At 64.1% G+C, this 25,800-nt stretch carries 28 protein-coding genes and 1 pseudogene; 15 read left to right on the top strand and 14 right to left on the bottom strand.

Going from position 1 to position 25,800, the window contains the following annotated elements; genetic code table 11:
- Window positions 1-66: 66 nt before the first annotated feature.
- The 7 genes from LRK53_RS05885 (at window position 67) to LRK53_RS05915 (ending at window position 5,052) form a co-directional block, all read left to right on the top strand.
- Entirely contained in the window at window positions 67-684 is a 618-nt protein-coding gene (locus tag LRK53_RS05885) for a LemA family protein (RefSeq protein WP_027493038.1), read from the top strand.
- Window positions 684-1,559: a TPM domain-containing protein gene (locus tag LRK53_RS05890; protein ID WP_027493037.1), complete on the top strand. Its 876-nt coding sequence runs from the start codon at window positions 684-686 to the stop codon at window positions 1,557-1,559. The genes LRK53_RS05885 and LRK53_RS05890 overlap by 1 nt, the downstream gene beginning before the upstream one ends.
- Window positions 1,559-2,062 carry a TPM domain-containing protein gene (locus tag LRK53_RS05895; protein WP_027493036.1) on the top strand — a complete coding sequence of 168 codons (504 nt, stop codon included), beginning with the start codon at window positions 1,559-1,561 and terminating at the stop codon, window positions 2,060-2,062. Before LRK53_RS05890 ends, LRK53_RS05895 begins: the two co-directional genes overlap by 1 nt.
- A gap of 220 nt (window positions 2,063-2,282) precedes the next feature.
- Window positions 2,283-3,104, top strand: coding sequence for a prolipoprotein diacylglyceryl transferase (gene lgt / locus LRK53_RS05900; RefSeq protein ID WP_027493035.1), 822 nt, complete (start codon window positions 2,283-2,285; stop codon window positions 3,102-3,104).
- 114 nt (window positions 3,105-3,218) lie between these two features.
- The gene (locus LRK53_RS05905; protein WP_027493034.1) at window positions 3,219-4,013 is read left to right on the top strand and encodes a thymidylate synthase; all 795 of its coding nucleotides are present in this window, start codon (window positions 3,219-3,221) and stop codon (window positions 4,011-4,013) included.
- Window positions 4,014-4,135: 122 nt separating this feature from the next.
- Window positions 4,136-4,624: a dihydrofolate reductase gene (locus LRK53_RS05910; protein ID WP_008438579.1), complete on the top strand. Its 489-nt coding sequence runs from the start codon at window positions 4,136-4,138 to the stop codon at window positions 4,622-4,624.
- The gene (locus LRK53_RS05915; protein WP_027493033.1) at window positions 4,624-5,052 is read left to right on the top strand and encodes an NUDIX domain-containing protein; all 429 of its coding nucleotides are present in this window, start codon (window positions 4,624-4,626) and stop codon (window positions 5,050-5,052) included. Before LRK53_RS05910 ends, LRK53_RS05915 begins: the two co-directional genes overlap by 1 nt.
- Before the next feature lie 76 nt (window positions 5,053-5,128).
- Here the strand turns inward: LRK53_RS05915 and coaE are convergent, their stop codons facing one another.
- The 5 genes and pseudogenes from coaE to pilB form a co-directional block, all read right to left on the bottom strand.
- Window positions 5,129-5,749 (bottom strand): dephospho-CoA kinase, encoded by a 621-nt coding sequence (gene coaE / locus LRK53_RS05920; protein ID WP_027493032.1) that lies wholly within the window; start codon window positions 5,747-5,749, stop codon window positions 5,129-5,131.
- Entirely contained in the window at window positions 5,746-6,603 is an 858-nt protein-coding gene (locus tag LRK53_RS05925) for a prepilin peptidase (protein WP_027493031.1), read from the bottom strand. Before LRK53_RS05925 ends, coaE begins: the two co-directional genes overlap by 4 nt.
- 124 nt (window positions 6,604-6,727) lie before the next feature.
- Window positions 6,728-7,006 (bottom strand): annotated as a pseudogene (locus tag LRK53_RS05930) (endonuclease domain-containing protein); the annotation flags it as partial.
- 360 nt (window positions 7,007-7,366) lie between these two features.
- Window positions 7,367-8,638 (bottom strand): type II secretion system F family protein, encoded by a 1,272-nt coding sequence (locus tag LRK53_RS05935; protein ID WP_027493029.1) that lies wholly within the window; start codon window positions 8,636-8,638, stop codon window positions 7,367-7,369.
- Window positions 8,639-8,783: 145 nt separating this feature from the next.
- Complete coding sequence (gene pilB / locus LRK53_RS05940; protein ID WP_027493028.1) at window positions 8,784-10,508, bottom strand: type IV-A pilus assembly ATPase PilB; 1,725 nt, start codon at window positions 10,506-10,508, stop codon at window positions 8,784-8,786.
- 477 nt (window positions 10,509-10,985) lie between these two features.
- Here pilB and LRK53_RS05945 point away from each other — a divergent pair, with 477 nt between their 5' ends.
- Together LRK53_RS05945 and LRK53_RS05950 are read left to right on the top strand one after the other, a co-directional pair.
- A complete protein-coding gene (locus LRK53_RS05945; RefSeq protein WP_027493027.1) occupies window positions 10,986-11,228 on the top strand; it encodes an AbrB/MazE/SpoVT family DNA-binding domain-containing protein in 243 nt (80 codons plus the stop codon).
- Window positions 11,225-11,620: a type II toxin-antitoxin system VapC family toxin gene (locus tag LRK53_RS05950; RefSeq protein WP_027493026.1), complete on the top strand. Its 396-nt coding sequence runs from the start codon at window positions 11,225-11,227 to the stop codon at window positions 11,618-11,620. Before LRK53_RS05945 ends, LRK53_RS05950 begins: the two co-directional genes overlap by 4 nt.
- Before the next feature lie 155 nt (window positions 11,621-11,775).
- Here the strand turns inward: LRK53_RS05950 and LRK53_RS05955 are convergent, their stop codons facing one another.
- Together LRK53_RS05955 and LRK53_RS05960 are read right to left on the bottom strand one after the other, a co-directional pair.
- A complete protein-coding gene (locus LRK53_RS05955) occupies window positions 11,776-12,102 on the bottom strand; it encodes a HepT-like ribonuclease domain-containing protein (protein WP_051257590.1) in 327 nt (108 codons plus the stop codon).
- A 38-nt stretch (window positions 12,103-12,140) separates the two neighbouring features.
- On the bottom strand, window positions 12,141-12,431 hold the full coding sequence (locus LRK53_RS05960) for a nucleotidyltransferase family protein (protein WP_027493024.1): 291 nt from the start codon (window positions 12,429-12,431) through the stop codon (window positions 12,141-12,143).
- Between the two features lie 331 nt (window positions 12,432-12,762).
- Between LRK53_RS05960 and LRK53_RS05965 the strand changes: the two genes are divergently transcribed.
- The 6 genes from LRK53_RS05965 to LRK53_RS05990 are packed head-to-tail and all read left to right on the top strand — an operon-like array spanning window position 12,763 to window position 18,461.
- Entirely contained in the window at window positions 12,763-13,617 is an 855-nt protein-coding gene (locus LRK53_RS05965) for a glycosyltransferase family 2 protein (protein ID WP_027493023.1), read from the top strand.
- Window positions 13,610-14,770: a glycosyltransferase family 4 protein gene (locus tag LRK53_RS05970; protein ID WP_027493022.1), complete on the top strand. Its 1,161-nt coding sequence runs from the start codon at window positions 13,610-13,612 to the stop codon at window positions 14,768-14,770. The genes LRK53_RS05965 and LRK53_RS05970 overlap by 8 nt, the downstream gene beginning before the upstream one ends.
- Entirely contained in the window at window positions 14,763-15,533 is a 771-nt protein-coding gene (locus LRK53_RS05975) for a class I SAM-dependent methyltransferase (protein ID WP_081666625.1), read from the top strand. The genes LRK53_RS05970 and LRK53_RS05975 overlap by 8 nt, the downstream gene beginning before the upstream one ends.
- Entirely contained in the window at window positions 15,530-16,597 is a 1,068-nt protein-coding gene (locus LRK53_RS05980) for a glycosyltransferase family 4 protein (RefSeq protein WP_081666624.1), read from the top strand. The genes LRK53_RS05975 and LRK53_RS05980 overlap by 4 nt, the downstream gene beginning before the upstream one ends.
- 11 nt (window positions 16,598-16,608) lie before the next feature.
- The gene (locus LRK53_RS05985) at window positions 16,609-17,610 is read left to right on the top strand and encodes a class I SAM-dependent methyltransferase (RefSeq protein WP_037089869.1); all 1,002 of its coding nucleotides are present in this window, start codon (window positions 16,609-16,611) and stop codon (window positions 17,608-17,610) included.
- Window positions 17,610-18,461 (top strand): glycosyltransferase family 2 protein, encoded by an 852-nt coding sequence (locus LRK53_RS05990; protein ID WP_185754653.1) that lies wholly within the window; start codon window positions 17,610-17,612, stop codon window positions 18,459-18,461. Before LRK53_RS05985 ends, LRK53_RS05990 begins: the two co-directional genes overlap by 1 nt.
- Here LRK53_RS05990 and LRK53_RS05995 read toward each other — a convergent pair.
- The 7 genes from LRK53_RS05995 to LRK53_RS06025 form a co-directional block, all read right to left on the bottom strand.
- Complete coding sequence (locus tag LRK53_RS05995; RefSeq protein WP_051257587.1) at window positions 18,458-19,708, bottom strand: lipopolysaccharide biosynthesis protein; 1,251 nt, start codon at window positions 19,706-19,708, stop codon at window positions 18,458-18,460. The genes LRK53_RS05990 and LRK53_RS05995 overlap by 4 nt on opposite strands.
- Complete coding sequence (locus tag LRK53_RS06000; RefSeq protein WP_051257586.1) at window positions 19,705-21,690, bottom strand: tetratricopeptide repeat protein; 1,986 nt, start codon at window positions 21,688-21,690, stop codon at window positions 19,705-19,707. Before LRK53_RS06000 ends, LRK53_RS05995 begins: the two co-directional genes overlap by 4 nt.
- Window positions 21,690-23,705: a tetratricopeptide repeat protein gene (locus LRK53_RS06005; protein ID WP_235642652.1), complete on the bottom strand. Its 2,016-nt coding sequence runs from the start codon at window positions 23,703-23,705 to the stop codon at window positions 21,690-21,692. Before LRK53_RS06005 ends, LRK53_RS06000 begins: the two co-directional genes overlap by 1 nt.
- A gap of 71 nt (window positions 23,706-23,776) precedes the next feature.
- Complete coding sequence (locus tag LRK53_RS06010) at window positions 23,777-24,232, bottom strand: pilin (RefSeq protein ID WP_027493018.1); 456 nt, start codon at window positions 24,230-24,232, stop codon at window positions 23,777-23,779.
- Between the two features lie 344 nt (window positions 24,233-24,576).
- The gene (locus LRK53_RS06015; protein WP_027493017.1) at window positions 24,577-25,020 is read right to left on the bottom strand and encodes a pilin; all 444 of its coding nucleotides are present in this window, start codon (window positions 25,018-25,020) and stop codon (window positions 24,577-24,579) included.
- Between the two features lie 153 nt (window positions 25,021-25,173).
- A complete protein-coding gene (gene hepT, locus LRK53_RS06020; protein ID WP_185754656.1) occupies window positions 25,174-25,491 on the bottom strand; it encodes a type VII toxin-antitoxin system HepT family RNase toxin in 318 nt (105 codons plus the stop codon).
- A gap of 68 nt (window positions 25,492-25,559) precedes the next feature.
- Entirely contained in the window at window positions 25,560-25,796 is a 237-nt protein-coding gene (locus LRK53_RS06025) for a nucleotidyltransferase domain-containing protein (protein WP_235642561.1), read from the bottom strand.
- Window positions 25,797-25,800 lie beyond the last annotated feature (4 nt).

The following is a 25,800-nucleotide window of genomic DNA, read 5'->3' on the forward strand; positions in this document are numbered from 1 at the left end:
GCTGGCGCGATTGCGGGAAGCGCCGCGAGATGATGGAATGGCCTTCCACCGGATCGGAGCAAGCCCATGAAACTTCTGCGCAACCTCGTGCTGGTGCTGCTGGCCCTCGGCCTGAGCGGCTGCGGCTACAACGCCATCCAGAAGCAGGACGAGGCGGTCAAGGCGGCCTGGTCCGAGGTGCTCAACCAGTACCAGCGCCGCGCCGACCTGGTGCCGAACCTGGTCAACACGGTCAAGGGCTACGCCCAGCACGAGGAGAAGGTGTTCACCGAGGTCACCGCGGCGCGTGCCAAGGTGGGCAGCCTGCAGGTCAATGCCGATTCGCTGAACGATCCGCAGAAGCTGCAGCAGTTCCAGGCCGCCCAGGGCGAGCTGGGCAACGCGCTGTCGCGGCTGATGGTGGTCAGCGAGAACTACCCGCAGCTCAAGGCCGACGGCTTGTTCCAGAACCTGCAGGCGCAGCTGGAGGGCACCGAGAACCGGGTCACCGTGGCGCGCAACCGCTACGTGCAGGCGGTGCAGACCTACAACGGGATGATCCGCACCTTCCCGAACAACCTCACCGCGAAGATCTTCGGCTACAAGGTGAAGCCGAACTTCTCGGTCGAGAACGAGCAGGCGATCTCCACCGCGCCGAAGGTGGATTTCGGCACCACGGCGCCGGCGCCTGCCGCGACGCATTGATGATGCCCGGGCGCTTTCCGCGCCACTGGCTGCTGCTGGCGCTGCTGTTGCCGGCGCTGCTGCTGGCGGCCGATGCCGTGCCGAAACTGGCGCGGCACGTCACCGACCTCACCGGCACGCTGACCGCGCCGCAGGTCGACCAGCTCGATGCACAGCTGGTGGCGCTGGAAAAGGCCAAGGGCGCGCAGCTGGTGGTGCTGATGGTCGGCAGCACCGGCGAGCAGGACCTCGAGGGCTACTCGCTGGCGGTGGCCGAAGCCAACAAGGTGGGCCGCAAGGGTACCGACGACGGCGTGCTGCTGCTGGTGGCCAAGAACGACCGCCGCGTGCGCATCGAGGTGGGTTACGGCCTGGAAGGCGCCATTCCCGACGCCGCCACCGCACGGATCATCCGCGAATACATCGCGCCGAAATTCCGCGGCAACGACTACTTCGGTGGCATCAGCGACGCGGTCGGCGCGCTGACCCAGCTGATCAACGGCGAAGCGCTGCCGCCGCCGGTGCGTGGCGCGCCCGACGACGGGCGTTCCGGGCTCGGGCTGGAGCAGGGCCTGATGATCGCCGTGTTCGTGGCGCTGTTCCTGCGCGGCATCTTCGGGCGCACGCCGGCCCTGGTCAGGGGGCCATTGGGCGCCGTGCTGGTTGGCGGCCTGCTGTGGCTGCTGGTCTCGATGGGCGCCGGCATCCTCGGCGCGCTGGTCGGTGGCGTGCTGATGCTGCTGCCCGGCGGCGCCGGCCGCTCGATCGGCGGTGGCGGCTGGGGCGGTTTCGGCGGCGGTGGCTGGGGTGGCGGCAGCGGCGGTGGCTTTGGCGGCGGCGGTTTCAGCGGTGGCGGCGGCAGCTTCGGCGGCGGCGGTTCTTCGGGGAGCTGGTGATGGCGCGCATGCGGCGACTGTGGGCGAATCTCTGCGGTGGCTGGTTCCAGCTGTCGCGGCGCTTTCCGGCCGGCGTGCTGGACGAGATGGCCGCAGCGATCGCCACAGGCGAGCGCACCCACCTGGGCGAGATCCGCTTCGCGGTCGAATCGCGGCTGGCGCCGCTGGCCGTGCTGGAGGGTCTCGATGCCGCGATCCGCGCGCGCCAGGTGTTCGCCCAGCTGCGCGTGTGGGATACCGAACACAACAGCGGCGTGCTGTTCTATGTGCTGATGGCCGAACGCCGCATCGAGATCGTCGCCGATCGCGGCATCGCGGCGAAAGTGGCGACGGGCGAGTGGGAGGCGATCTGCGCCCGCATGCGCGACGGCTACGCGCGCGGGCAATGGCGCGAGGGCAGCCTCGAAGGCATCGCCGCCGCGCACGCGCTGCTGACGCGGCACTTCCCAAGCGATGGCAGGGCCAACCCCGACGAGCTGCCGGATCGACCGGTGCTGCTCTGAGAAAACGCCGCTGCGTGATCCTGCCGGCCAGCCTGGCGGGCGAATTGGCGTCGAGGTCGGCGTCGTCCCTGCCGATCACCATGTTCAGGTAGCTGCGCCCCGATTTGCTTCCGCGATCGCCCACTTCACATCGTCGATCAGGTTCTGCTGGATGCGGGTGCCCCACTTCAGGTAGCCGGTGTCCCGCTACACTTGGCCTTTGTCCGCCAGTCTGGTCGCCATGTCCCAGCCTTACGTCGTCGATTTCAATCCCGTCGCCTTCCAGCTCGGCCCGATCCAGGTGCACTGGTACGGCCTGATGTACCTGCTCGGCTTTTTCTTCGTCGCAGTGCTGGGTGAATACCGGCGCAGGCAGGGGCGTCTGCCGGTCAGCCGCGATGCGCTGGGCGACCTGCTGTTCTACGGCATGCTTGGCGTGATCGTGGGCGGGCGCGTGTGGTACATGCTGTTCTATTACGAAGGCGGCATCGGCTGGATCTGGCGCGATCCGCTGGTGCTGTTCAAGGTATGGGACGGCGGCATGAGCTTCCACGGCGGCCTGCTCGGCGTGCTGGCCGCCGGCTGGTGGTGGTCGCGCCGGCAAAAGCTGCACTTCTTCGACACCATCGACTTCGTGGCGCCGCTGGTGCCGATCGGGCTGGGCCTGGGCCGGCTCGGCAACTTCATCAACGGCGAGCTGTGGGGCAGGCCGGCCGACGTGCCGTGGGCGATGGTGTTCCCGAACGCGCCGGACCGGTTGCCGCGGCACCCCTCGCAGCTGTACGAGATGCTGCTGGAGGGCGTGGTGATGTTCGTGGTGTTATGGCTGGTCTCGCTGAAGCCGCGGCCGCGCTACCTGGTATCCGGCCTGTTCGCGTTGCTGTACGGCTGCTTCCGTTTCGCGGTGGAATTCGTGCGCGTACCCGACTCGCAGCTCGGCTACCTGTTCGGCACCTCATGGGTGACGATGGGGCAGATGCAGTCGCTGCCGCTGATTGCGGTGGGGCTGGTGCTGCTTGCGATGTCGCGGCGCGCGCCCACGCTGCCGCTGGCGCACGTTTGATCTGTAGGAGCGCACCCTGTCCACAAGGGACTTCCTTCGGTCGTGCGCGATGGCTCTTCGTCACGTGGCGGAAGAGCATCGCGCACAGGGTGCGCTCCTACCTATACTAAGCGGATGCGCGCTTATCTCGACCTGCTCCGCCATGTGCTCGACCACGGCACCGAAAAGACCGATCGCACCGGCACCGGCACGCGCAGCGTGTTCGGCTGGCAGATGCGTTTCGACCTCAGCGAAGGTTTTCCGCTGGTCACCACCAAGAAGCTGCACCTCAAGTCGATCGTGCACGAGCTGATCTGGTTCCTGCGCGGCGACACCAACATCGCCTACCTGAAAGAACACGGCGTGCGCATCTGGGAGGAATGGGCCGATGCGCATGGCGAGCTCGGCCCGGTCTACGGCCGGCAGTGGCGCGCCTGGCCCACCGCCGACGGCAAGGCGGTGGACCAGATCGCCTGGGTGGTCGACGAGATCCGGCGCAACCCGGACTCGCGCCGGCTGATCGTCAGCGCGTGGAACGTGGGCGAGCTGCCGAAGATGGCGCTGATGCCGTGCCACACCATGTTCCAGTTCTACGTGGCAGACGGAAAACTCAGCTGCCAGCTGTACCAGCGCTCGGGCGACATCTTCCTCGGCGTGCCGTTCAACATCGCCAGCTACGCGCTGCTCACCCACATGATCGCGCAGGTCTGTGGCCTGGGCGTGGGCGACTTCGTGCACACGCTGGGCGATGCCCACCTGTACAACAACCATCTGGAGCAGGCGCGACTGCAGCTGGGCCGCGAACCGTTGCCGCTGCCGCGGCTCGAACTCAATCCGGCGGTGCGCTCGGTCTTCGATTTCCGCTACGAGGACATCGCGATCGAGGGCTACCGCGCGCATCCGGCGATCAAGGCGGCCGTGGCCGTGTAGCCACGGCGCAGGAACGTGCGGCGCCGGCACCTCGGCCCGCCTGTTAAGATCGGGCGTCGACGGCGGCGTCATTCGCGGACGCTGGCTGTCCCACTGACCATCCAGCCTTCCAAGGATTCGCCATGGCCATTTCGCTGATCGCCGCACTCGACGAAAACTTCGCAATCGGCCGCAAGGGTCAGCTGCCCTGGCACCTGCCCGACGACCTGCGCTGGTTCAAGCAGTTGACCACCGGCAGGAACGTGCTGATGGGCTACCACACCGCGTTGTCGATCGGCCGCGCCTTGCCGGACCGGGTCAACCTGGTGCTGACGCGGCGCCACGAGGCGCCGTACCCGGGCCAGATCACCGTGCGCTCGATCGAAGAAGCGCAGGCGCGCTGCGACAATACCGGCCTGATGGTGATCGGCGGGGGCATGGTGTTTGCCGAGGCGCTGCCGCGCGCACGCCGCATGTACCTCACCTGGGTCGGCGCCGCGGTCGACGGCGCCGACGCATTCTTCCCGGGCGTGCACTTCAGCGACTGGACCGAGGTTTCCCGCGTGCACCACAAGGCCGATGCCAAACACGCCTACGACTTCGACATGGTCGAGTATCTGCGCAGCGCCTGATGCCTGCTTCCGTGCCATGCGCGGTGATGCACGTGATGGCCGGGTTGCTGCGCGACGCCGACGGCCGCGTGCTGCTGGCGCAGCGTCCGCCCGGCAAGCACCTGGCCGGGATATGGGAATTCCCCGGTGGCAAGCGTGAGCCGGGCGAGACGCCGCTGGCGGCGCTGGCGCGCGAGTTGCGCGAGGAGCTGGGCGTCACCCTGCAGCACGCCGAACCGCTGATCGCGCTGCCGTGGAATTACGGCGAGCGCGAATTGCTGCTGGATGCCTGGCGGGTCGAGGCGTGGCTCGGCGAGCCGCGCCCGCTGGAAGGGCAGGCGCTGCAATGGCAATTTCCCGCCCTGGTGGACGTGGCCATCCTCACCCCGGCGGACCGGCCGATCCTGCAAACCTTGATTCAGGCGCGCCGCACCGCAGAGCACCGGTGAGTAGGAGCCCGCTTGCGGGCGATGCTCTTCCGAATCCCGAATCCCGGCTTTAAAAGCATCGCCCGCCAGCGGGCTCCTACCGGTGTTGTGCCAGGGCCAGGTAGCGGCGGTGCAGCTCGGCGACAGCGTGGTCCAGCGCACTTTCGTCGCCGTTGTTCTCGATCACGTCGTCGGCCAGCGCCCGGCGCTCGGCGCGGCTGGCCTGGTGCGCCAGCATGCGGCGGGCCAGGGCTTCGTCGATGCCGTCGCGGTCGATCAGGCGCGCGAGCTGCACCGGTTCGGGGGCGTCGACCAGCAGCACGCGGTCGACCCAGCGATAGTGCTCGATGTTCTCGGCCAGCAAGGGAATCGCCAGCAGGCAATACGGCCCGCGTTCGGCCAGCGCGCGTTGATGCAGCCAATGGCGTACGAGCGGGTGGATGATCGCCTCCAGCGTCCGGCGCGCGGCGGGATCGGCGAACACATGCCGGCGCATCGCCGCGCGATCCAGCCGACCCGCGTCGTCGAGTACGCCGGCACCGAAGGCGTCGACCACCGCGGCCAGTCCGGGCGTGCCCGGCTCGATCACCTCACGGGCGGCCACGTCGGCATCGTGCACGTGCACGCCCAGCGTCTCGAAACGCCGCGTCACCGCGGTCTTGCCGGCAGCGACGCCGCCGGTCAGGGCAACCACCATCGCGTGCGGACGCTGGGTCATCGCAGACCGGTCAGTTGCATGTAGCCCTGCAACAGGTCCGCACCCGCCACGAACCAGACCCAGCCGGCGGCGGCGAGGAACGGGCCGAACGGCATCGGGATCGCGCGCTCGTGTCGGCGCAGCGCAATCAGGGTGCCACCGACCAGCGCGCCGATCAGCGAGGACAGCAGGATGATCGGCAGCAGCGACACCGGCCCCATCCATGCGCCCAGTGCGGCAAGCAGCTTGAAGTCGCCGTGGCCCATGCCTTCCTTGCCGGTCAGCAGCTTGAACGCCCAGTACACGCTCCACAGGCTCAGGTAGCCGATCGCCGCGGCCAGGATCGACGCCGGCGCGGTGACGAACATCGGCAGCAGCGACAGCAGCAGGCCCAGCCACAGCAACGGCAGGGTGAGCTGGTCGGGCAGCAGCTGGGTGCGGAAGTCGATGCCGGCCAGCGCGATCAGCGTCCAGGTCAGCACCAGCCCGGCCAGCGCGGCCCACGAGGGGCCGAACTTCCACACGATCACCGCACTCAGCACGCCGCTGAGCAGTTCCACCAGCGGGTACTGCAGCGAGATCTTGGCCTGGCAGTAGCGGCAGCGCCCGCGCAGCAGCAGCCAGCCGAACAGCGGTATGTTGTCCCGCGCCGACAACCGGTGCTTGCAGTGCGGACAGTGCGACGGCTCGCGCACGATACCCGGCGGCAGCGGCGTGGCATCGGCCTGCAGCTCCAGCACGTCGCGCGCTTCCTGCCGCCACGCCGCCGCCATCCGCTCGGGCAGGCGCAGGATCACCACGTTGAGAAAGCTGCCCACCAGCAGGCCGAGTACGCCGGCCAGGGCGATCCACAGGGCAAAGGGAAGTTCGGGCATGGTCGGCCTTTAAAGCCCCTCCCCCGTTGGGGGAGGGGTTGGGGGAGAGGGTACGGTCCCGCGCGACCGTCAAAATCGCCTCAAGCACCGCGTCGATTTCCTGCAACGCCTGATTGTCCCAGAATCTCAGGACAAGCAAACCCTGGCGTTCGAGGGCCTGCGTGCGCGTCCTGTCGATTTCTTCGCTGTGTTGCGAGCCATCGAGTTCGATGACCAGTTCGAGTTCGTCGCAGTAGAAGTCCACGACGTAGGGCGGTATGGGATGTTGACGGCGAAACTTGAATCCGCCCAGACGTCGCGCGCGCAGGTGGTACCACAGCTTGTGTTCCGCATCGGTGCCTGCGGTTCGCAGCGACTTCGCCGTATTGAGCGTGCGCGTGGGTAGTGGCGGCTTGGGATTCATCGCTCGAGCGTACCCTCTCCCCAACCCCTCTCCCGATGGGAGAGGGGCTCCAAAGCGGGTGCGGGATTTCCGACTCGAGGGGAGAGGGGCTCCAAAGCGGGTGCGGGATTTCCGACTCGAGGGGAGAGGGGCTCCAAAGCGGGTGCGGGATTTCCGATTCGAGGGGAGAGGGGCTCCGAAGCGGGTGCGGGATTTCCGATTCGAGGGGAGAGGGGCTCCAAAGCGGGTGTGGGATTTCCGAAAGCCCCTCCAAAGCAGGTGCGGGGTTTCTGAAAGCCCCTCTCCCTTTGGGAGAGGGGTGGGGGAGAGGGTGCGGGTTCGCGGCGATGCTCAACTCCCAGGCGTCAGCAACGCCAGGAATCAGAACGTGCCGGCGAGCTTGAAGATCGGCAGGTACAGGGCTACCACCATGCCGCCGACCAGGGTGCCCAGCACCACCATGATGATCGGTTCGAGCAAGGTGGAGAGGGTGTCGACGGCGTTGCTCACCTCTTCCTCGTAGAACTCGGCCACCTTGAACAGCATGTTGTCCAGCGCGCCGGATTCCTCGCCGATCGCGGTCATCTGCACCACCATGTTCGGGAACAGGCCGGTCTGCTTCATCGCCAGCTGCAACTGGTGGCCGACCGAGATGTCGTCGCGCATCTGCTTGACCGCGTCGCCATAGACCACGCTGCCGGTGGCGCCGGCTACCGCGTCCATCGCCTCCACCAGCGGCACGCCGGCGCGGAAGGTCACGCCCAGCGTGCGGGCGAAGCGGGCGATTGCCGAGTTGCGCACGATGCTGCCCATCACCGGCATCTTCAGCGACATGCGGTCGAGGAAGTGGGCGAACTTCACCGAGCGTTTCTTGGCAATGACGATCGCGGCGATGCCGCCGCCGATCAGGCCGACGACGATGAACCAGTAGCTCTGCATGAACTCCGAGGCGGTCACCAGCAGCTGGGTGGGGGCCGGCAGCTGCGCGCCGGCGTCCTGGAAGGTCTTGGCGAACACCGGCACCACGAACAGCAGCATGATCAGCACGACTATGAACACCACTGCCAGCACCATCATCGGGTAGAACAACGCCTTCTTGATCTTCTTCTTGATCGCCTCGGTGCGTTCCTTGTAGGTCGCGACGGTGTCCAGCACGGTGTCGAGCACGCCGGAGGCCTCGCCGGCCTTCACCAGGTTGCAGTACAGCTCGTCGAACTGCACCGGGTAGCGGCCGAGCGCTTCATGCAGCGACGAACCTCCCTCGATGTTCTGCTTGACGTCAATGAGGACGTTCTTGAAGCGGATGTTCTTCTGGCCGTCGGCGATGATGTCGAAGGCCTGGATCATCGGCACGCCGGACGCCATCATGGTGGCGATCTGGCGGCTGAAGATGGCCACGTCGCCCGGCTTGATGGTGCTGCCGGTGGAACCGAACAGCGGTTTGGCGCGCTCGCGCACGGTCTGCGGGTTCATGCCCTGGCGGCGCAGCTCGGCCTTGACCAGCGTGGCGTTCTTCGCCGGCATGTCGCCCTTCATGCGCTTGCCGCGCTTGTCCAGCGCAACCCACTCGTAGGTGGTCAGCTTGCTGACTTCGGCCCGCTGGGCACCGAGCTCGCGCGCCTTGTTGATGTTGGTTGCGGTAGCCGTGGCCATGCGCATCTTCCCCCAGTGATCCAGTCCCGGAGCCGCCCCGTGCGGGCAGCAGACAAGGTATTTGGTACAGCTTATGCCAATTTGGCGGCACCAAACCGTGGCGGCGGACGCAAGTTTGGCGCGACGGAGGCTCCGGAACCGCCGCTCATTCCTTGGTGACGCGGTCGATCTCGATCAGGCTGGTCAGGCCCTGCTTCACCTTGAGCAGGGCCGATGCGCGCAAGTCGTTGATGCCGGCGGCCCTGGCCACCTCGGCGATCTGCAGCGCGTTGCCGCCCTGCAGGATGATCTTCTGGATCTCCTCCAGCATCGGCATCACCTGGTAGATGCCCACGCGGCCCTTGTAGCCCTCGTTGCAGCTGTCGCAGCCGACGGCCTCGTAGATGGTCAATCCGGCGTCGATGTCGGCCTGGGTGAAGCCGGCGTCCAGCAGCACCTTGGGCGGCAGCTCGACCGGCTTCTTGCAGTCGTGCAGGCGTCGCGCCAGGCGCTGGGCGATGATCAGGCTCACCGACGAGGTGATGTTGTACGGCGCAATGCCCATGTTCATCAGGCGCGAAACGGTCTGCGCAGCGTCGTTGGTGTGCAGGGTGGAGAGCACCATGTGGCCGGTCTGCGCCGCCTTGATCGCGATCTCGGCGGTTTCCAGGTCGCGGATCTCGCCGACCATGATCACGTCCGGGTCCTGGCGCAGGAACGAGCGCAGCGCGCTGGCGAAGGTCATGCCGCGCTTCACGTTCTGCTGCACCTGGTTGATGCCCTCGACGCGGATTTCCACCGGGTCCTCCACCGTCGAGATATTGCGCTCGGCGGTGTTGAGCATGTTCAGGCCGGTGTACAGCGACACCGTCTTGCCCGAGCCGGTGGGGCCGGTGACCAGCACCATGCCGTACGGCTTGTGGATCGCGTCGACGTAGAGCTTCTGCTGGTCCGGCTCGTAGCCCAGCTTCTCGATGCCCATGCGGGCCGAGGAGCCGTCCAGGATGCGCAGCACGATCTTCTCGCCGAACAATGTGGGCAGCGTGCTCACGCGGAAGTCGATGGCGCGGGTCTTGGACAGGTTGAGCTTGATGCGGCCGTCCTGCGGCACGCGCTTCTCGGCGATGTCCAACTGCGCCATCACCTTGATGCGCGAGGAGATGCGGTTGGCCATCTTCATCGGCGGGCTGGACACCGCCTTGAGGATGCCGTCCATGCGCAGGCGCACCCGGTACTGCGTCTCGAACGGCTCAAAATGGATGTCCGAGGCGCCGCGGCGGATGGCGTCGATCAGGATCTTGTTGACGAACTTCACCACCGGCGCGTCGTCGTTCGCGTTCGCGTCGATGCCGCTGCTCGACTCACCCTCGTCCTCGCCGCCCTCGATATCCAGCTCGTCCAGCTCGCCGCCACCCATGTCGGGCATGGTGTTGCGCATATTGTTGAGCAGGCTCTCGATCACCCGCTGCAGCGAGTCGCGCTCCACCAGGATCGGTTCCACCATGCAGTTGGAGTGGAACTTGATCTCGTCCAGCGCATGCGACTGCATCGGGTCGGCGATGCCCACGAACAAGCGCTTGCCGCGACGGAACAGCGGCAACGCCTGGTGCTTGGTGATCAGCGCCTCGCTAATCAGGTCCAGCGGCATCGTGGCAGGGTTCAGTACGGCCACGTCCATCATCGGCATGCCGAATTCGGCCGAGGCGACCCGGGTCAGTTCGGTGCTGTCGACCAGGTTGTGGTCCAGCAGCCAGGCACTCAGCGAGGCCTTCTGCTGGTTGCTGTCGAGCATGGCCTTGCGGACCACGTCCTCGGGCATCACGCCCTCGGAGACCAACCGGCGGGCCATGCCGGACAGGCCCACAAGTGACGGCTGCAATTGAGATGACATAAACGACTCGACCTAGCCCCTGTATGTGGTTGAATCTACCGCAGTCTGGCGCGCAGGTCACCCATTCCCTGCAGGCTTGGTCCGGCATGGTGGTGCAATGCACAACAACTCCGCAAGCCGGTTCCCTCCTTAGGTTTGCGTGGGGCCGCCAAACTCGGCTCCTCCCCCTGTGCGCAAGCACTCCACGCTCGATTCCTCCCGCGCCCGGCTCCTCCCCTGCGTGCAAGCACTCCACGCCCGGTTCCTCCCCCTGCTTGCAGGGGGAGGTCAGGAGGGGGTAAGGCTCTTGATCTCCCACCCCAAGCCCCCGCAAACCTCCCCAGCAACACCAACGGCGTGCGGCCATCACGCCACCAGCTGATTTCCAGGATCCGCACATTCCACGCCATGCGGCGCAGCCGATACGCCCGGCCAAACCGCCTTGCTCGCGCAACGAACCTTCCTTGCAACGAAGTAAGGATCTTGAAGGAGAAGACCATGACCACCGCCAGCGTTACCAGCAAAGGCCAGATCACGATCCCGGTTGCCGTGCGTGAGGCCATGCACGTGCGTGCGGGGGATCGGGTGGAGTTCGTGGAAATCGAGCCGGGCCGGTATGAGTTCGTCGCCGCCACGCACCCCGCCACCGCACTCAAGGGCATGTTCGGCAAGGCGTCCAAACCGGTATCGATCGAGCAAATGAACGCCGTGATCGCTGCAGCGGGTGCAGCGGCGAAATGATCGGCCTGGATACCCATGTCCTGGTGCGTTACATCATGCAGGACGATGCAGCGCAGTCGGCCAAAGCCTCGACCCTGCTCGACGCGCTGACCGTCGAGGCGCCCGGCTGGATTTCGATGGTGTCCGTGATCGAATTGGTCTGGGTGCTGGGTGCGGCGTATGGTCTGGATCGCGCCCAGCTCACCGAAGCACTGGAAGCCCTGCTGCGCACCAGGGAGTTGATCGTGGAGCGTGCCGAGGTCGTCTGGAAAGCGGTGCGCATTTACCGCGGCTCCACAGCCGATTTCGCCGATTGCCTGATCGCATGCGCCGCCACGTCTGCCGGCTGCGAACACACCATGACCTTCGACCGCGGTGCCGCGAAACATGCGGGCATGCGCCTGATGACCTGAGGTCTGGCCGGATGGCCGGCTGCGGGTGTAGGGCGGGCACCGCCTGCCGGCTCCGGTTTCATGGCAAGCGCGCGGCAAGAGCGGCGGACAGTGTCCGCCCTACGAATCGCGGGTGTAGGGCAGCCACTGCACGCCGCTTTAGCTGTGTAAAGCCGTCAGTTGTCGCGCAAGATCTGCTGGCTCAGCTCAGTCAGCGATTTCTGCAGTCCGGGGAGGTCGCGTTCCAGCGTTTCCCATACGACATCCATGTTGATGTCGAAATAGCCATGTGCCAGCCGGTTGCGCATGCCGCGCATGCTGTTCCACGCGATCTGCGGGTGCGTCAGCGTAAATCCCGGATATCTATCAGCAAGCTTCGTTGCAGCTTCACCAATGACCAGGATGTTCATGATCACGGCTTGCTGCGTGCGTCGATCGGCAAGAAAGGTTGCCTTGTCCATGCCTTCGACGTAGCTGCGCGCGAGTGCAATAGCCTCGATCATGTGGCTTATATAGTCATGTTGCCGAAAACTCGCAGCAGTCACAGTGGAACCGCTTCGCTGACCACCTTGTCGCGGAAGCGCGGTGGAAGATCACCGGGCGTCACCACATCCACGACAACCCCCAGGGATGACTGCAGCACAAACTGGATGGCGCCCATATCCAGCAGCGTGGTTTCCGGTGTCGGGTCGATCAGTAGATCCAGATCGCTGCCCTCCGTATCCTCGCCGCGCATGGCCGAACCGAACAGCCGCGGGTTGACCGCCCGGTGTGCGGCGACCACGCTTCGAATCTCATCGCGTCGGAGTCGGACAATATCGGAGGGTTTCATCGGCCAGCTTCCAGATCGAATCTGCGGTCAAAAGCATACGTCAAAAAAGACGATGCATCGTCCAGGCATGCACGGCGTCTCTTGAAAGGGCGCTCCTTATTGCCCAATACGGCACCAGCACAGTAGGGCGGGCACCGCCCGCCAGCTCCGGTTTCATGGCGAGCGCGCAGCAAGAGCGGCGGACAGTGTCCGCCCTGTGAATCGGGGGTGCAGGGCGGGCACCGCCCGCCACCAAGCCGCGCCTCGATGAAGCCCCGAAACCCCAACCCCGTCCGCAACCCACGCCCGGCCTTCACGCTATGATCCCCTCTCCATCCGGGGGAGCCGCCTGTTGAACCGCCTGAGCATCATCCTGCCCGCCAAGAACGAGGCGCCCGCGCTGACCACACTGCTGCCGCGCTTGCGTGCCACGCACCCGGAGGCCGAGATCATCGTGGTCGATGACGGTTCCACCGACGACACCCGCGGCATCTGCGAGAACGGCGGCGTGCAGTGCCTGTCCTCACCGTACTCGATGGGCAACGGCGCGGCGATCAAGCGCGGCGCCCGCGCCGCCACCGGCGACATCCTGGTGTTCATGGACGGCGACGGCCAGCACGATCCGGCCGACGTTGCCCGCCTGCTGGCGAAACTCGACGAGGGCTACGACATGGTGGTCGGCGCCCGCGACTGGGGCAGCCAAGCCGGTGTGGGTCGCGGCCTCGCCAACACCCTGTACAACTGGCTGGCTACCCGCATGACCGGTCACCCGGTGCTGGACCTCACCTCCGGCTTCCGCGCCGTGCGCGCGGACAAGTTCCGCGAATTCCTGCACCTGCTGCCGAACGGCTTCAGCTACCCCACCACCAGCACCATGGCCTTCTTCCGCAGTGCCTACCCGGTGGCCTACATTCCGATCAAGGCCGCCCAGCGCGTCGGCAAGAGCCACATCAGGCCGATCAAGGACGGCATCCGCTTTCTGCTGATCATCTTCAAGATCGCCACGCTGTATTCGCCGCTGAAGCTGTTCGTGCCGGCGAGCGGGCTGTTCTTTTTGCTTGGCTGCGCCAACTACGCCTGGACCTTCGTGCACGAAGGCCGCCTCACCAACGGCAGCACGCTGATGTGGAGCGCGGCAGTGATCGTGTTCCTGATCGGGCTGGTGTCGGAGCAGATCACGGCGCTGACGTACCGACGTGATGCATGACGGCAGCGATCCGCGCCGAGTGGCGTTGCTGGTGACGCGAAACTTTCCACCGCTGCTCGGTGGGATGGAGAAGGTGAATCAGCATCTGCTGGCTGCACTGCAGCCGGTTTGGCGCACGGCACTGTGCGGACCGTCTGGATGCGCCGGGTATGCCCCATCACAGACCGAAGTGATAGAAAGCAGGGTCAAGCCGCTGCCGATATTTTTGGCAGCGACTTTATGGCGCGCCGTCCGGTTGGCATGGCGCTGCAAGCCGGAATGGGTCATTGCCGGAAGTGGCCTCACCGCACCAATCGCCTGGTTGGCGGCGAAGTGTGTCGGTGGCAGGGCGATCGTCTACCTGCATGGGCTCGACATCGTGGCGCCGAGCCGGGCGTACCAGCGGCTTTGGCTACCCTTCATTCGGCGCTGCGACCTCGTCCTGGTCAACAGCGCCAACACGGCGCGGCTGGCGACAGGTCGCGGCGTGGCAGCTGGTAAATTGCGCGTGCTGCATCCGGGCACCGATTTGCCGACGCTGGATGCTGCCGCGGCCAGCGATTTCCGTCAGCGCCACGGTTTCGCACAGCGCCCTCTGCTGCTTTCTGTCGGTCGGCTGACCGAGCGCAAGGGGTTGGTGGAATTCGTGGCGAAAGCCTTGCCCGCGATTGTTGCCAGGTATCCCAATGCGTTGCTGACGGTGATTGGCGACGAAGCCAGCGATGCGCTGCATGCACGGGCGGGCTCGGAGCGCGAACGCATTCTTGCTGCGGCCCGGATCGCTGGCGTCGAGCAAAACCTGCATTTCCTCGGTCGCTGCGATGAGGCAACCCTCGGCGCGGCGTATCAGGCCGCCGATATGCATATCTTTCCCGTGCGTGACCTGCCTGGCGATGTGGAGGGCTTTGGCATGGTAGCGCTGGAATCGGCAGCACACGGCTTGCCTACCGTTGCCTTTGCGGTCGGTGGGGTGCCCGATGCCGTGCATGACGGGCAGACCGGTATCCTGGTCGAACCTGGCAATTATGTCGCGCTGGGTGAAGCGGTGATATGGCAACTTGCCCAGACGCGCGAAAGTGCGACTATTGCTGCCTGTCGCGAGTTTGCAGCTGGCAAGGCATGGTCGATTTTCGATGAACGTACGCGCAGCCTCCTGGGTACACCGTATGTCTGAGGCTTCATCCAGTGACCAAACCCAGGAGGCTGGTCACAGCACACCAGCGGTGCGCCAGCCCCACGCCGTGCTCGACCTTCCATCGCGGCGCTTCAAAGGCCTGAAGATCGAACGTCTGCTGGATTTGGCCAATCGTGCGCAGCCGATACGTATGCTTGAAGTCGGTACGGGCTCAGGCGGCATCGCCCATTACTTTGGCACACATCCACAGTTGCGCTGCGAGGTGGATGCCGTGGACGTCCATGACAACCGCCTGGTCGCTGAGGGGTACCGCTACCACCAAGTGCACGACACTGGACTGCCATTCGCCAACCAGTCCTTCGACGTCGTGTTGAGCAATCATGTCATCGAACATGTGGGTGACGAACAGGCGCAGCGCGCCCACTTGGCGGAACTGCGCCGCGTGGTGCGCTCTGATGGCGTGGGTTACCTCGCTGTACCCAACCGCTGGATGCTGGTCGAACCGCACTACAAGCTGGTCTTTCTCAGCTGGCTGCCACATGCGTGGCGCACGCAGTATTTGCGTGCGATGGGTAAGGGCGAAATCTATGACTGCGAGCCGCTACGGCTGGGACAGCTGGAGAAGCTGCTCGCAGATGCCGGCTTCAGATATCGCAATCTCTGTGTTGACGCATTGCGGGCCACGTTCGAGATCGAACGCCCCCAGTCAGCGGCGACAAGCGTGCTGCGTAGCATCCCAGATGGATTGTTGATGCCTTGGCGTCGGATCATCCCGACCCTGATCTACCGGTTCTGGCTATGACAACCGCACCAGAAAAAAAAAGAGGATTGAGGGTCTGGCTTCCTGCAATTTGTGCCGGAAGCGGCGCTGATGTGTTCACGTTGCGATTGGCTGACGCACTGGAAAGGGCGGGACATGAACCTCTGCTGCAGTGGTTTGATCATAGTTACGAGTTGATGCCTTGGCGTTTGAAGCGAGTAGAGGCCCCACTGGGCATCGATTTGGTGCATGCCGGTAGCTGGCAGGGTTTCTCGTTCAAACGTTCCGGAATTCCGCTGGTAGTGACCGAGCATCAATATGTCGCCAATCCGGCGTTTGCACCGTATCGCAGTTTGCCACAAGCGCTTTATCACCGTGCTTTCTGTGAGCGCTGGGCCAGGCAGTCTTACCAGGCAGCCGATGCTGTCGTGACCGTCAGTAAATACTGTGCTGCTGCCATGCGAGTTGATATGGTCAAGCCCATCACGGTCATTCATAACTGGGTTGACACCGAACTGTTTTCGCCTGCGTGCACCACAGCTGAGGGGGAGACAGGGCGTGCGGTGGCAGGGCAACCGTTCAAGCTGCTTTTTGTGGGCAACCCTTCGCGCTGGAAAGGCGCCGATTTACTCCCCGCGATTGCGTCAAAGCTCGGGTCTGGATTTGAGATTCATTGCATCAGTGGACTGCGTACAGGATTCAATGTCGAGGAATTACCAAGAAACGTGAAGCTACTGCCGCGCGTGGAACCAGCAAAGATGCCCGCCATCTACCAGTCGGTGGACGCAGCGTTGGTACCTACGCGCTATGAGGCGTTTGGTTACGTTGCCCTCGAAGCAATGGCGTGTGGCTTGCCGGTTGTCGGATTTGCCAGCTCCGGTACGGCCGAAGTCTGCCAGCATGGGAAGACGGCTTTGCTGGCGCCAGTAGACGATCTTGATCAATTGGTTCGTTATGCGAAACAGCTGGCGCAGAACTCGTCGCTATGCGCGCAGCTGGGCGCGGCAGGGCGTCGGCGCGCGGTCGAATGTTTCGGAGAGGCCAGGGCAATTGCAGCCTATGCAAATGTTTATCGATCTGTGCTTGATAAAGGGTCTGCTTTGTGAATGATCGGCTCATGGCGAGTGAATGGCGTATCGACGAGCTGCAAACAGTGGCCACATGCCCTGCATGCGGTGCCGCACCGGGTGAATACCGATACCAGCAATTGCATGACTATCTCGAAAGCGTGCCTGGCGAGTGGTCCCTACGAGATTGCCGCGGCTGCGGCAGCCTGTTCCTTGATCCCAGGCCTACGCCGCAAGCCATAGGCAAGGCATACGCGTCGTATTACACGCATCGTTCGGGTGCGACGACGTATGAGGATGACAATGGTCATTCGTTGCTCTGGAGGCTTGCTAACGGTTACATGAATGCGCGCTATGGGCCGCAGCGGTTGCCTGCAATCGCTGCAGGCCGTTTCATGATTCCGCTGATACCTGCGCTGCGACAGCAGCTCGACTTCTTCTATCGGGGCTTGCCCCGCGTCAAGGGGCGCCTGCTTGATGTGGGTTGCGGCAACGGCGTGTTCCTGCTGCGGGCCAGAGCGGCTGGCTGGAATGTTGCCGGGGTTGAGCCGGATCCACTGGCTGTAGCGACTGCACGCCTGGACGGTTTGGACGTTTTCGAGGGAACACTGGATTCCTTTTGCGATGCGCAACGATTCGATGTGATCACGTCATCTCATGTGATCGAACATGTGCACGAGCCGCGAGCGCTCCTGAAACGCATGTTTGATCTGTTGCGCACCGACGGAACCATCTGGCTCGCCACGCCTAACGTACAGAGCATGGGGCACAGGTGGTTCGGGCGTGCCTGGCGTGGCCTGGAGCCGCCTCGGCATCTCGTCGTATTTTCCGCACAGGCGTTGCGTGGCTTGCTGACGAAAGTTGGCTTCACGGATATCCGCTTCCATCGTCGCGGACGCGGTGCCGCATACATCCTCCGCGCATCCCGTGAATTGGCCCGGCGTAAAAGGAGTGATGCTCGAGGATTGCCGCCGGGCGTGGTGGATTTGATGGCGTCCTTGTCAGCGACTGCCGGCGAAGAATTGGTCATCACTGCCCGCAAGCCATGCTGATGGGCAGGCAGATTACCGGGCTTTTGCTCAACTACCGCGATGCCGTGCGTAGCATTAGCTGCATCCATTCGCTGCTCGGGCAGGGTATCCAGCATGTTGTCGTATGGGACAACTCGGCCGATGGAGGAACCTCTGCGGCGGCGATCGCTGCCGCATTTGTTCATGATGCGCGTGTCGATCTGCATGTGAGTGCTGCCAACCTCGGGTTCGCGGCAGGGGTCAACCGCGGACTGGAGCATTGTCGCCAACGGTATCCGGGCGCCTGGGTGCTGTTGATCAACAACGATGCCCGCTTGCTGCCGGGTGGGCTGACCAAGCTTGTCGATGCGCTTGTTGCGAATAGCAACGCGAGGATCGCCTATCCCGATATCGACCATGCTGGGCGTGTTCTGGGCCCGGCATACTGCCATCGGTTGACCGGCCTGCTGTCGTGGCGGGCGCGCCGCGGCTACTTTCCCTATGCAAGCGGTTGTTGCCTGCTGGTGGCTATCGAGCGGGTCGCTTTGCCGCTGTTCGACGAGGACTTCTTCATGTACGGCGAGGACTGGGAGCTGGGTTGGCGGCTCGCTCAGTTGCCGGATGCGATGGCGTATGTGCACGAAACACTGGTCGAGCATGACGGCTCGGCGAGCAGCGGACTGGGGTCCGCGTTCTACGAGATGCACATGGTCGCCGCGCACCTGATCCTGGCACGCAAGCTTGCACGAAATCGGGTGGAGACAGGCATCCTGCTGGCATCCCGCACGTGCATGCTGGTGGCGCGCGGGGCGATCCGCTCGATCCGCTTCCGTTCGCTGGTGCCGTGCAAGGCTTTGTGGCATGGCGTACGGATAGCATCAGGACGTCGCTAGAAAATCCCGCCCATTGCCACGTGGTTTGCGAGGCGGCGGTGTACCAGCCACCAGCCAATCAGCGCCATGCTTGTTTCGGCGATGACGAGAGCCACGGCCAGTCCGCGGATACCATAATGCGGCGCCAGCGCCAGCATGCTGCCGACCAGAAGCAGGATGCCGGAGAGCTCGAACGCCATACGCTCCAGCGGCTTGCCCAATGCAACCAGCACGGCACCAGCAGCCAGTCGCAGCGAGAGCAAGGGTGCAACCGCGGCCAGCCACGGCATCAACTGGGCCATGGCCACGAACGACGTGCCGAACAACCACGGCAGTAACGGACTGCATAGTGCCAACAACAGTCCACTGGCGAGGCCCCAGGCCAGTGCCAGCAAGGCGATCAGGCCGATCAGCCGCTGCCCTTCCCGGGTGGGTGTGTGCGCGTGTCGAAACAATCGGGGCAGCGATGCCAGCAACATGGCAGTCACTGGCATCACCGTGGCCGCCATAACGCGTGCCGTGGCCGCGTAGATGCCCGCGTCGTGTGCACCAACCAGGCGAACAGCAATGATCTTGTCCAATTCGGAGGGGTTCGCCGCAACCAGATTCATTGCCGCATACGAGGCGCCGTCGCTCAGCTCCTCTCGGGTGGCACGGCGTGGGCGCCAATCCAGTGTCACGAGACGGCTGGTGATCCACAAGCCCAGCAGCAAGCCGAGCAGCGACGCGAGCAGCTGGAAGAAGACATAGGCCGAAAGCCGTTGTCCATCTGGCAAGAGGAAGCAAGGCAATACCGCAAGCACTCTTAGGCCCAGCGGCAGCCATTGCACGCATTGACTCAACGGTACCCGTTCGCGCGCCTGCAAGGCGAAACTCAGCAACATGGTGAACGGCGTCAACAGCAACTCGGCCGCACCCATCGCTAGCAGGACGTGCAGTGGAAGCGCCGGCCGGGTAACAAAGCTGGCAACGACGATATAGAAGGCCAGCAACAGCAGTCCGAACAATACCGTCATCGGCCACGCATAACGCCATACGGCGGCCGTGCCGTTGGCGTCGTGCGCGTTCCGGGCCAACATCACGAAGCCGGCGCCGAAATTGGGCAGCAGGCCCAGCACCACGGCCAGTGAAGCAGCGGCGGCGAAGCTCCCGTAAGCACGCGGTCCGAGCAATCGCGTAAGCAGAACCAGGACCACCGCCTGGGTCATTACCCGCAGCCCGAGCATGACGCTGGTCTGCAGACTGCTGCGCGCGAGTGGGCCTTTCAATGGGTGCTCATTGATGGGACGGGTGCGGACAAATCGGATAGTTGCGTACGCAATTGGTCCAGAGTGTTGGTCAGGCGACCGCCGATATTCAACCGATCCAATCGTTCCAAGGCTTTTTCGGCTTCGGTCTTGCGGCCCCGCGCGGCCAGCATACGAATCAAGGTGATCTGATAGGCGGGTTCGTTCGGGCTGGTCTTCACCGCTTCCTCAGTCATCCGCTCGCCCAGCACATGATCCCCAAGCGCGTTCCATGCGTAGTCGCCATACGTGGCCAACAGGCGAGCGCTGGAGTGGTCATGTGACAGGGCGGCGAGGAAGGTGGCGGTCATCCGCGCGGGAGACAGATTGCAGCGGCGCTCATTCATGCACTGGGTCAGCGCCCCTAACGAACTTTCATCCTGGACGCCTGGCTTATGGGTCCTGAGCTTGATGATCATGCTGTCCCACCACGCCTCCTTGATCGGCAGCCCCATGCGCGCATTCATGAAAATCAGCGCCTGCTCCGGAAGAATCGATGAGTTCGGCAGCGCGGCAGCTTTTTCCAGCGGTGCGTAGGCCAGTTTTGTGAAAGGTGAAGCGGGATCGTAGTGCGAGTAGATGATGTAGGTGCGCCCCAGTTCGTACTGGGCCCGCGGCGACTGTGGTGCGCGCACGGCGAGGTCTTCCGCCAGGCGCAGCGGGTTGCCCCAAGCGTAGGCGGTAAGGGCCGCCAAGACGGTCCAGCAAAGCATCAGCCCGGCCAGCAGCACATATCGCGGCAACGCGAACAGGGACGATTGCGGCATGGCGAGTAGCGGCACGGTCGCCAGCAGTAGACCGAAGCTTGCGAAGTAGTTGCGATGCTCGTAGATCAGCTCCAGCGGCAGGATGGTGCCGGTGAGCAACTGGCAGCTGAGAAACAGTGCGATACCGAGTGCCGCCAGCGGTCTGCAGGGGCGCAGCCACAGCATCAGTGCGACCAAGGCAGCAAGAAAAACGATGCTGACCAACGTGCTCCAGGGGGAGAGCAACCCGGTCGAAACCCGGAAGTCGTCGTGATAGAACGACAGGGCGCTCGGTGTGGGCAGCAGGGTCCACGCGATGTAGTCGACGACAATGCGTGCTTCGCTGAGCAGGCGGGTGCCCAAGGTGAAATCGCGCGCGGCCCAGGTTTCTGGTCTCAGCACACCGGGCAGGAGCCAGGCCAGTCCCGCGATCATGGGCAGGGCGAGCACCAGCAGGAACAGGCCGATCACGCGCAGGTCGGCGCGTTGCGGCGACGACGCATCATGCTGTGCCTGTATTGGCCTGCCGAAACGAAACAGCGCCCATTCGACCAGGAGTGCGTACAGGGGAAGCATCACCGCGGTTTCCTTGGCGAGGATACCGAGGGCTGTCGGTATCGTGATGCTCGCTGCGCACAGGATGAAGCCTCTCCAGGTTTCGCCGCCTGCACGATCCGAGAGGTAGCCGAGCATGCGGCGGCGGCCCGCCACGTAGCCGAGCAACCCCAGCAGCACGAACAGGTTGGCCATGCTTTCCATGCGCTGCACCACGTACAGCACGGCGGTGAGGTTGATCGGCAACAGCATCCAGCCAGTGGCGATCAGTGCCGCAATGAGCGGAGTGCGCAGATGCCGGCCGGAGGGATCGGATCGCAGCAGCGCCATCGACAGCAGATACACCAGCCAGCCGTTCAGCAGGTGGATCAGCAGGTTGGTCAGCTTCATCCAGTACGGATCGAGGCCGGTGGTCAAGTAGTTGACGGCAAAGCTCAGCGAGGCCAGTGGCCGTTTGAAGTCACTCGCCGGTGAGGAAAGTGCAGCACCGACCAGCGACGGGATGCTGGCGTCGTGCGGCTGCACGCCCTTGTTGTCGACGATGTTGGGGTAGTCGTCGAACAGGAAGCCGCCGGAGAGTCCCGGCCAGTAGATGGCCAGGGTGATGGCGAAGGCGCCAAGCAGTGTCAGGAGGCGCCACGGCGGGCGGCGAAGGAGGTCCATCAATCTGACGTGCCTGCTGGAGAGGTGTGGCCGGAAGTATTCATGGAGTCCGCCCTGGCGTCGAGCGCGAGTTGTCGGCGCAGGTGATCCAGCTCGTGGGGCCAGTAGTGCTGATGTTCGAGTACCCAGGCGTGCAGCCATGGCATGCCGAAGCCGGGCTTCATGGCATTCCCGCGAACCGTTTCGTAGTGGTCGAGCAGACGCAAACCGTGCGACGGGTAGCCAGCACGCCCCAAGGTCGCAGCGGCTTCGAGGGCCATGCCAGGCCGCACCTGCAGGTTGAGCGCACGGGTGAAATCGGCCAGGGCCTCGTCCGGTCGGCCCTGCGCGAGTGCGATCTTGCCACGCAAGTAGGTCAGATCCTGTTGAGGGCCGGCGGCGGACAGTTTTGGGTTATCCAGCCCGGTGTCGATCAGTTGCTGCAGGCCTTGTGCGGTCAGCCCAGGGCATCCACCCGACATCGCCGCCGGCAGGGTGCGTTCGAACCAGTTGGCGAACAGGGTGCCGGTATTTGGCGTGCCCTGCATGGCGAGCTTCGCTGCGTCGAGATCGTCAGCCGTGATGCCGCCGATCATGCAGCGCGCACCGATCAGGTTGAAAGCGAGTTGCACCTGGTTTGGCTGATCTACGAGCAGTTTTTCCAGGCGACGTACGGCGGCTTGCGGTTGTCCGGCCCGCATCTCGATCTGCGCGGCATTGGTCTGGGCGCGCGCTGAATTGGGGTTGATCGTGGCCCAGAGCAAAGCCTGGCTATGCACGTTGCCCCACAGCTCGGCGCGGGTGTGGGTAATCCAGGCCAAGCCTAGCGGCAGAGCCAGCATCAGGGTGTACTTGAGTAGTCGCAGCTTGCGCGCATTGGCCAGCCACAGGCCGAGTGGCCAGAACATCAGCAAGGCAGGCAGGTAGTTGCGGTGCTCGAAATAGAGCTCCAGCGGTATCGAGGTGGATTCCAGCAACTGGCCGGCGAAGTAGAACAGTATCGCCAAGGCGAGTGCGGGATATCGCCGGCGTTGCCACCAAGCCAGTCCGATCAAGCCGAACACGGCCAACATGGCGGGTAGAGTGGTGATTGGCTGCAGCCACGAGATCGAGGCGACGTACTGGTCGTTGAACAGGCCACTGGAGAACGGGCGCGGCAGCCACAGCAGTTGCAGGTAGTCCAGCAGCACGCGCGGCTCGGTGAGCAGGCGCTGGCCGACACTCCACGGGCGAAAGCCCACCGGGCCGCCGTCCAGCACGCCCAGGAGACCGGTGCGGAGCAGGTAGCCGAGGATGGCGACGGCGGGAACGACGCCGAATGCAAACAGCGCGAAACGATGCGCCAGTCGCGGCTTGTTGTCCGGCACGGGGTGCCGTGGTGCTAGCACGATCTCCTCAATCAGCAGGGCGAACAGCGGCAGCAAGGCGCCGTTGGCCTTGGCCAGCACGCCCAGCACGGTGAAGCCCCCAAGACCCAGCACACTCCAGCCCAGGCCTACCGCGGTTCTGCCTTGGGCCAACAGTTGGCGGCCATGCAGCCAGAGCAGCAGGCCGGCCAGGGTGTAGGTGGCGGGCAGCATGGCCTCGCGCTGCACGATGTACAGCGTGGTGGAGACCAGCAGCGGATGCAGCAGCCAGAGGGTGGTTCCCAGGAGGGCAGCAGTTCGGCGGCGCCGATCGTCATGCCTCAGCAGCCGGCCCAGCCGGGCCAGCAAGGCGTAGAGCAGGACCCCGTTGAGCAGGTGCAGGATCAGGTTGCCGCGCTTGAACGGGAACGGATCCGCGGGCCAGTCGTGCGCGTCGAGCAGGAACGTCAGCAGCGTCAGTGGGCGCCCCGTCGGATCGGCGGTGCCGGAGGTGATGTAGCGCCAGAATGCTGGCCAGTTGTCGATGGGGCCAGATGCTCCTAGTGCAGGGAGGTTAGTGAAATCATCGAAAAGGAAATCGCCGAACAGGCCATGCCAGTAGGCGAGCCCTGTGAGTATCAGAAGCGAGAGCACCGCGATTGTCGAGTTCGCCGCAATGCGACTGTGCATGTCTGACACCCAGAAAAGGGAAGGGCCGCCTGTGGCGGCCCTTCAAGTAATTCGTGACAGTCAGATTAGTATCAACGGCACGAAGTCGGCAGGTACTTTTTATCCACAGAAGCGGACTTACAAGCCCACGAGATACTGCCGGTGTTGGTTTGCGCGGAAAGCAGAAGCGTATTACCGACGATTTTCGAATTAGCCTTGGCACCGGTTCCAGCGGCACCGCCATCGGTACCATACTTGACGGTGATAAGGCCATTGGTTCCGACCGTAACGCTGCCGACATAGCTACCGGTGATGCTGTGGGGCGTGGCGAGACCAACCGACTGGTTAGCGGCAGGCATTCTGCCCGTGTTGCTGAAGAACTCGGCTACCGCGGTCTTGGCGCCATCGGCAAGAACAGCGCCTTCAGAAACCTGCGTGCGGATCAGGTAGTCCTGATAGGCCGGAATGGCGATAGCGGCGAGGATCGCGATGATCGCGACCACGATCATCAGTTCGATCAGGGTAAAGCCTTTCTGCATACTCTTCATGGTGGTTCCTCTGTTTTGGTTAGCTAACCGTGTGGTGCCCCCTGAGCCCCAGTCCCTTTATCCCCCTAGGCGGGAACGGACCCCATTCGCATGGTCGGAACGACCAGGAAGCTCGCGGCCAAGTCAAGCAGCTTGTATGCCACGTTTGCCGCGGGTGTATTCCCTCATACATGTAGGCGCTGGGATTGTGCCCGTCGTCACGAAAGCCCGCAAGCAGTGCCGAGGATGCCCTCGTGGATTCGAAAATTGTGATCCATGTGCTGCGATGCCGGCCTGTCCCGAACAGGCCGAAAGTGACGTTGGTTGTCAGTTTATGTATGTGCTGTGGCGATTCGTGCTTGCGGCTACTGGCGGCAGGAAGAGGGTAGGTACTTCGGATCCAGCGTACTGGCTGAGCAAGACCAGGCGATGCTGCCGGCGTGGGTGACGGGTGAAAGCAGCAGGTATATGCCGCCGCCGTTGATATGGGTGTTGGCTTTGGTTCCCTGATAGAGCACCTTGATGGCGCCACCCGTCACGTCTACGTTGGATACATAACTGCCCCCAATCGATGTATTTTTGGCGAGGCCTGCAGACTGGTTGTTTGATGGGAACCGCCCGGTGTTGGAGACGAAATCCCATACCGCGGACTTGGCTCCGTCCGCCAGGCTCATGCCCTCGGTGACCTGCGCCCGGATCAGGTAGTCCTGATACGCGGGGATGGCGATGGCAGCAAGGATCGCGATGATCGCCACGACGACCATCAGTTCGATCAAGGTAAAACCGGCGGAAATGCGCTGGCGCAACATGGTGAACTCCCCTGTGAGTACACCGGGGACAGGCACGTTTTGTACCAGATGTGAAGACGGAGTGTGCGGGGCGTCACGGCTCGGCGCAACGCCCCTCGGCTTCTCTGAAGGGAGCCTGTTGGGCTTGGTGCTTTGTTCAACCCGGGTCCGGATTCATCTGGCGGGCGAAATCCTCGAAATCGCCGAGATGGTGGGTGGCGATCGCGTGCACGATTGCCAATCCATGCTGCTGTAGCTGTGCACGGCGATGTTGCGGAAGCCAACCGCTTTGCGCAGGCGCAGCGCCAGCTCGGCCGGGATGAAGTCGGCTTGTGCCAACTGGTCGAATGCCTCACCCATGGTGTAGGGGGCGGCCTGCTGCATGCTCGACAGCGCATGCAGGGCGAGGTCGACACTGATTTGCACGGCGCGGCTCAGGTTGAGCACGACGATGTTGTCCTGCAGGTCGGGGTTGTCGGCCAGGGTGGCCACGTCGGCAGGGCACCGCTCGCGCACGCGGGCCAGGCAGCGCCGCAGCGAGTCGAGCTTGCGCGTGACGATCAGCCGATCCCTGCGCGTCGCCGCTCGGCGAGCGTGCGTTCGACATAGGGGACGAAGTCTTCCATGGCGTACACGTGCCGCTGCATGAGTCCGGTCATTCCGGCCGCATCGCCACGGATCATCTTGCCGTGCTTGAGGATCTGGCCAAGCAGCGGTTCGCCCACGGCGTGCAGGTCGATCAAGTCCACGGGGCGACCGGTGGCGGCGGCGAGCTCGGCAATCCAGGCAGGCAGCAAGGTG

The organism is Rhodanobacter thiooxydans (genome assembly GCF_021545845.1).
Lineage (GTDB): Bacteria > Pseudomonadota > Gammaproteobacteria > Xanthomonadales > Rhodanobacteraceae > Rhodanobacter.

Excerpts from the sequence above, each read along its gene's own strand:
- LRK53_RS06010 (WP_027493018.1), bottom strand. The coding sequence starts at position 24,232 with ATGAAGAGTATGCAGAAAGGCTTTACCCTGATCGAACTGATGATCGTG.
- LRK53_RS05945 (WP_027493027.1), top strand. The coding sequence starts at position 10,986 with ATGACCACCGCCAGCGTTACCAGCAAAGGCCAGATCACGATCCCGGTT.
- lgt (WP_027493035.1), top strand. The coding sequence starts at position 2,283 with ATGTCCCAGCCTTACGTCGTCGATTTCAATCCCGTCGCCTTCCAGCTC.
- LRK53_RS05910 (WP_008438579.1), top strand. The coding sequence starts at position 4,136 with ATGGCCATTTCGCTGATCGCCGCACTCGACGAAAACTTCGCAATCGGC.
- LRK53_RS05980 (WP_081666624.1), top strand. The coding sequence starts at position 15,530 with ATGACAACCGCACCAGAAAAAAAAAGAGGATTGAGGGTCTGGCTTCCT.
- LRK53_RS06000 (WP_051257586.1), bottom strand. The coding sequence starts at position 21,690 with ATGGACCTCCTTCGCCGCCCGCCGTGGCGCCTCCTGACACTGCTTGGC.
- LRK53_RS05890 (WP_027493037.1), top strand. The coding sequence starts at position 684 with ATGATGCCCGGGCGCTTTCCGCGCCACTGGCTGCTGCTGGCGCTGCTG.
- LRK53_RS06015 (WP_027493017.1), bottom strand. The coding sequence starts at position 25,020 with ATGTTGCGCCAGCGCATTTCCGCCGGTTTTACCTTGATCGAACTGATG.
- LRK53_RS05960 (WP_027493024.1), bottom strand. The coding sequence starts at position 12,431 with ATGAAACCCTCCGATATTGTCCGACTCCGACGCGATGAGATTCGAAGC.
- LRK53_RS05975 (WP_081666625.1), top strand. The coding sequence starts at position 14,763 with ATGTCTGAGGCTTCATCCAGTGACCAAACCCAGGAGGCTGGTCACAGC.
- LRK53_RS05925 (WP_027493031.1), bottom strand. The coding sequence starts at position 6,603 with ATGCCCGAACTTCCCTTTGCCCTGTGGATCGCCCTGGCCGGCGTACTC.
- LRK53_RS05935 (WP_027493029.1), bottom strand. The coding sequence starts at position 8,638 with ATGGCCACGGCTACCGCAACCAACATCAACAAGGCGCGCGAGCTCGGT.
- LRK53_RS05915 (WP_027493033.1), top strand. The coding sequence starts at position 4,624 with ATGCCTGCTTCCGTGCCATGCGCGGTGATGCACGTGATGGCCGGGTTG.
- LRK53_RS05985 (WP_037089869.1), top strand. The coding sequence starts at position 16,609 with ATGGCGAGTGAATGGCGTATCGACGAGCTGCAAACAGTGGCCACATGC.
- LRK53_RS05895 (WP_027493036.1), top strand. The coding sequence starts at position 1,559 with ATGGCGCGCATGCGGCGACTGTGGGCGAATCTCTGCGGTGGCTGGTTC.
- coaE (WP_027493032.1), bottom strand. The coding sequence starts at position 5,749 with ATGACCCAGCGTCCGCACGCGATGGTGGTTGCCCTGACCGGCGGCGTC.
- pilB (WP_027493028.1), bottom strand. The coding sequence starts at position 10,508 with ATGTCATCTCAATTGCAGCCGTCACTTGTGGGCCTGTCCGGCATGGCC.
- LRK53_RS05905 (WP_027493034.1), top strand. The coding sequence starts at position 3,219 with ATGCGCGCTTATCTCGACCTGCTCCGCCATGTGCTCGACCACGGCACC.
- LRK53_RS05950 (WP_027493026.1), top strand. The coding sequence starts at position 11,225 with ATGATCGGCCTGGATACCCATGTCCTGGTGCGTTACATCATGCAGGAC.
- LRK53_RS05970 (WP_027493022.1), top strand. The coding sequence starts at position 13,610 with ATGCATGACGGCAGCGATCCGCGCCGAGTGGCGTTGCTGGTGACGCGA.
- LRK53_RS06005 (WP_235642652.1), bottom strand. The coding sequence starts at position 23,705 with ATGCACAGTCGCATTGCGGCGAACTCGACAATCGCGGTGCTCTCGCTT.
- LRK53_RS05990 (WP_185754653.1), top strand. The coding sequence starts at position 17,610 with ATGGGCAGGCAGATTACCGGGCTTTTGCTCAACTACCGCGATGCCGTG.
- LRK53_RS05955 (WP_051257590.1), bottom strand. The coding sequence starts at position 12,102 with ATGATCGAGGCTATTGCACTCGCGCGCAGCTACGTCGAAGGCATGGAC.
- LRK53_RS05885 (WP_027493038.1), top strand. The coding sequence starts at position 67 with ATGAAACTTCTGCGCAACCTCGTGCTGGTGCTGCTGGCCCTCGGCCTG.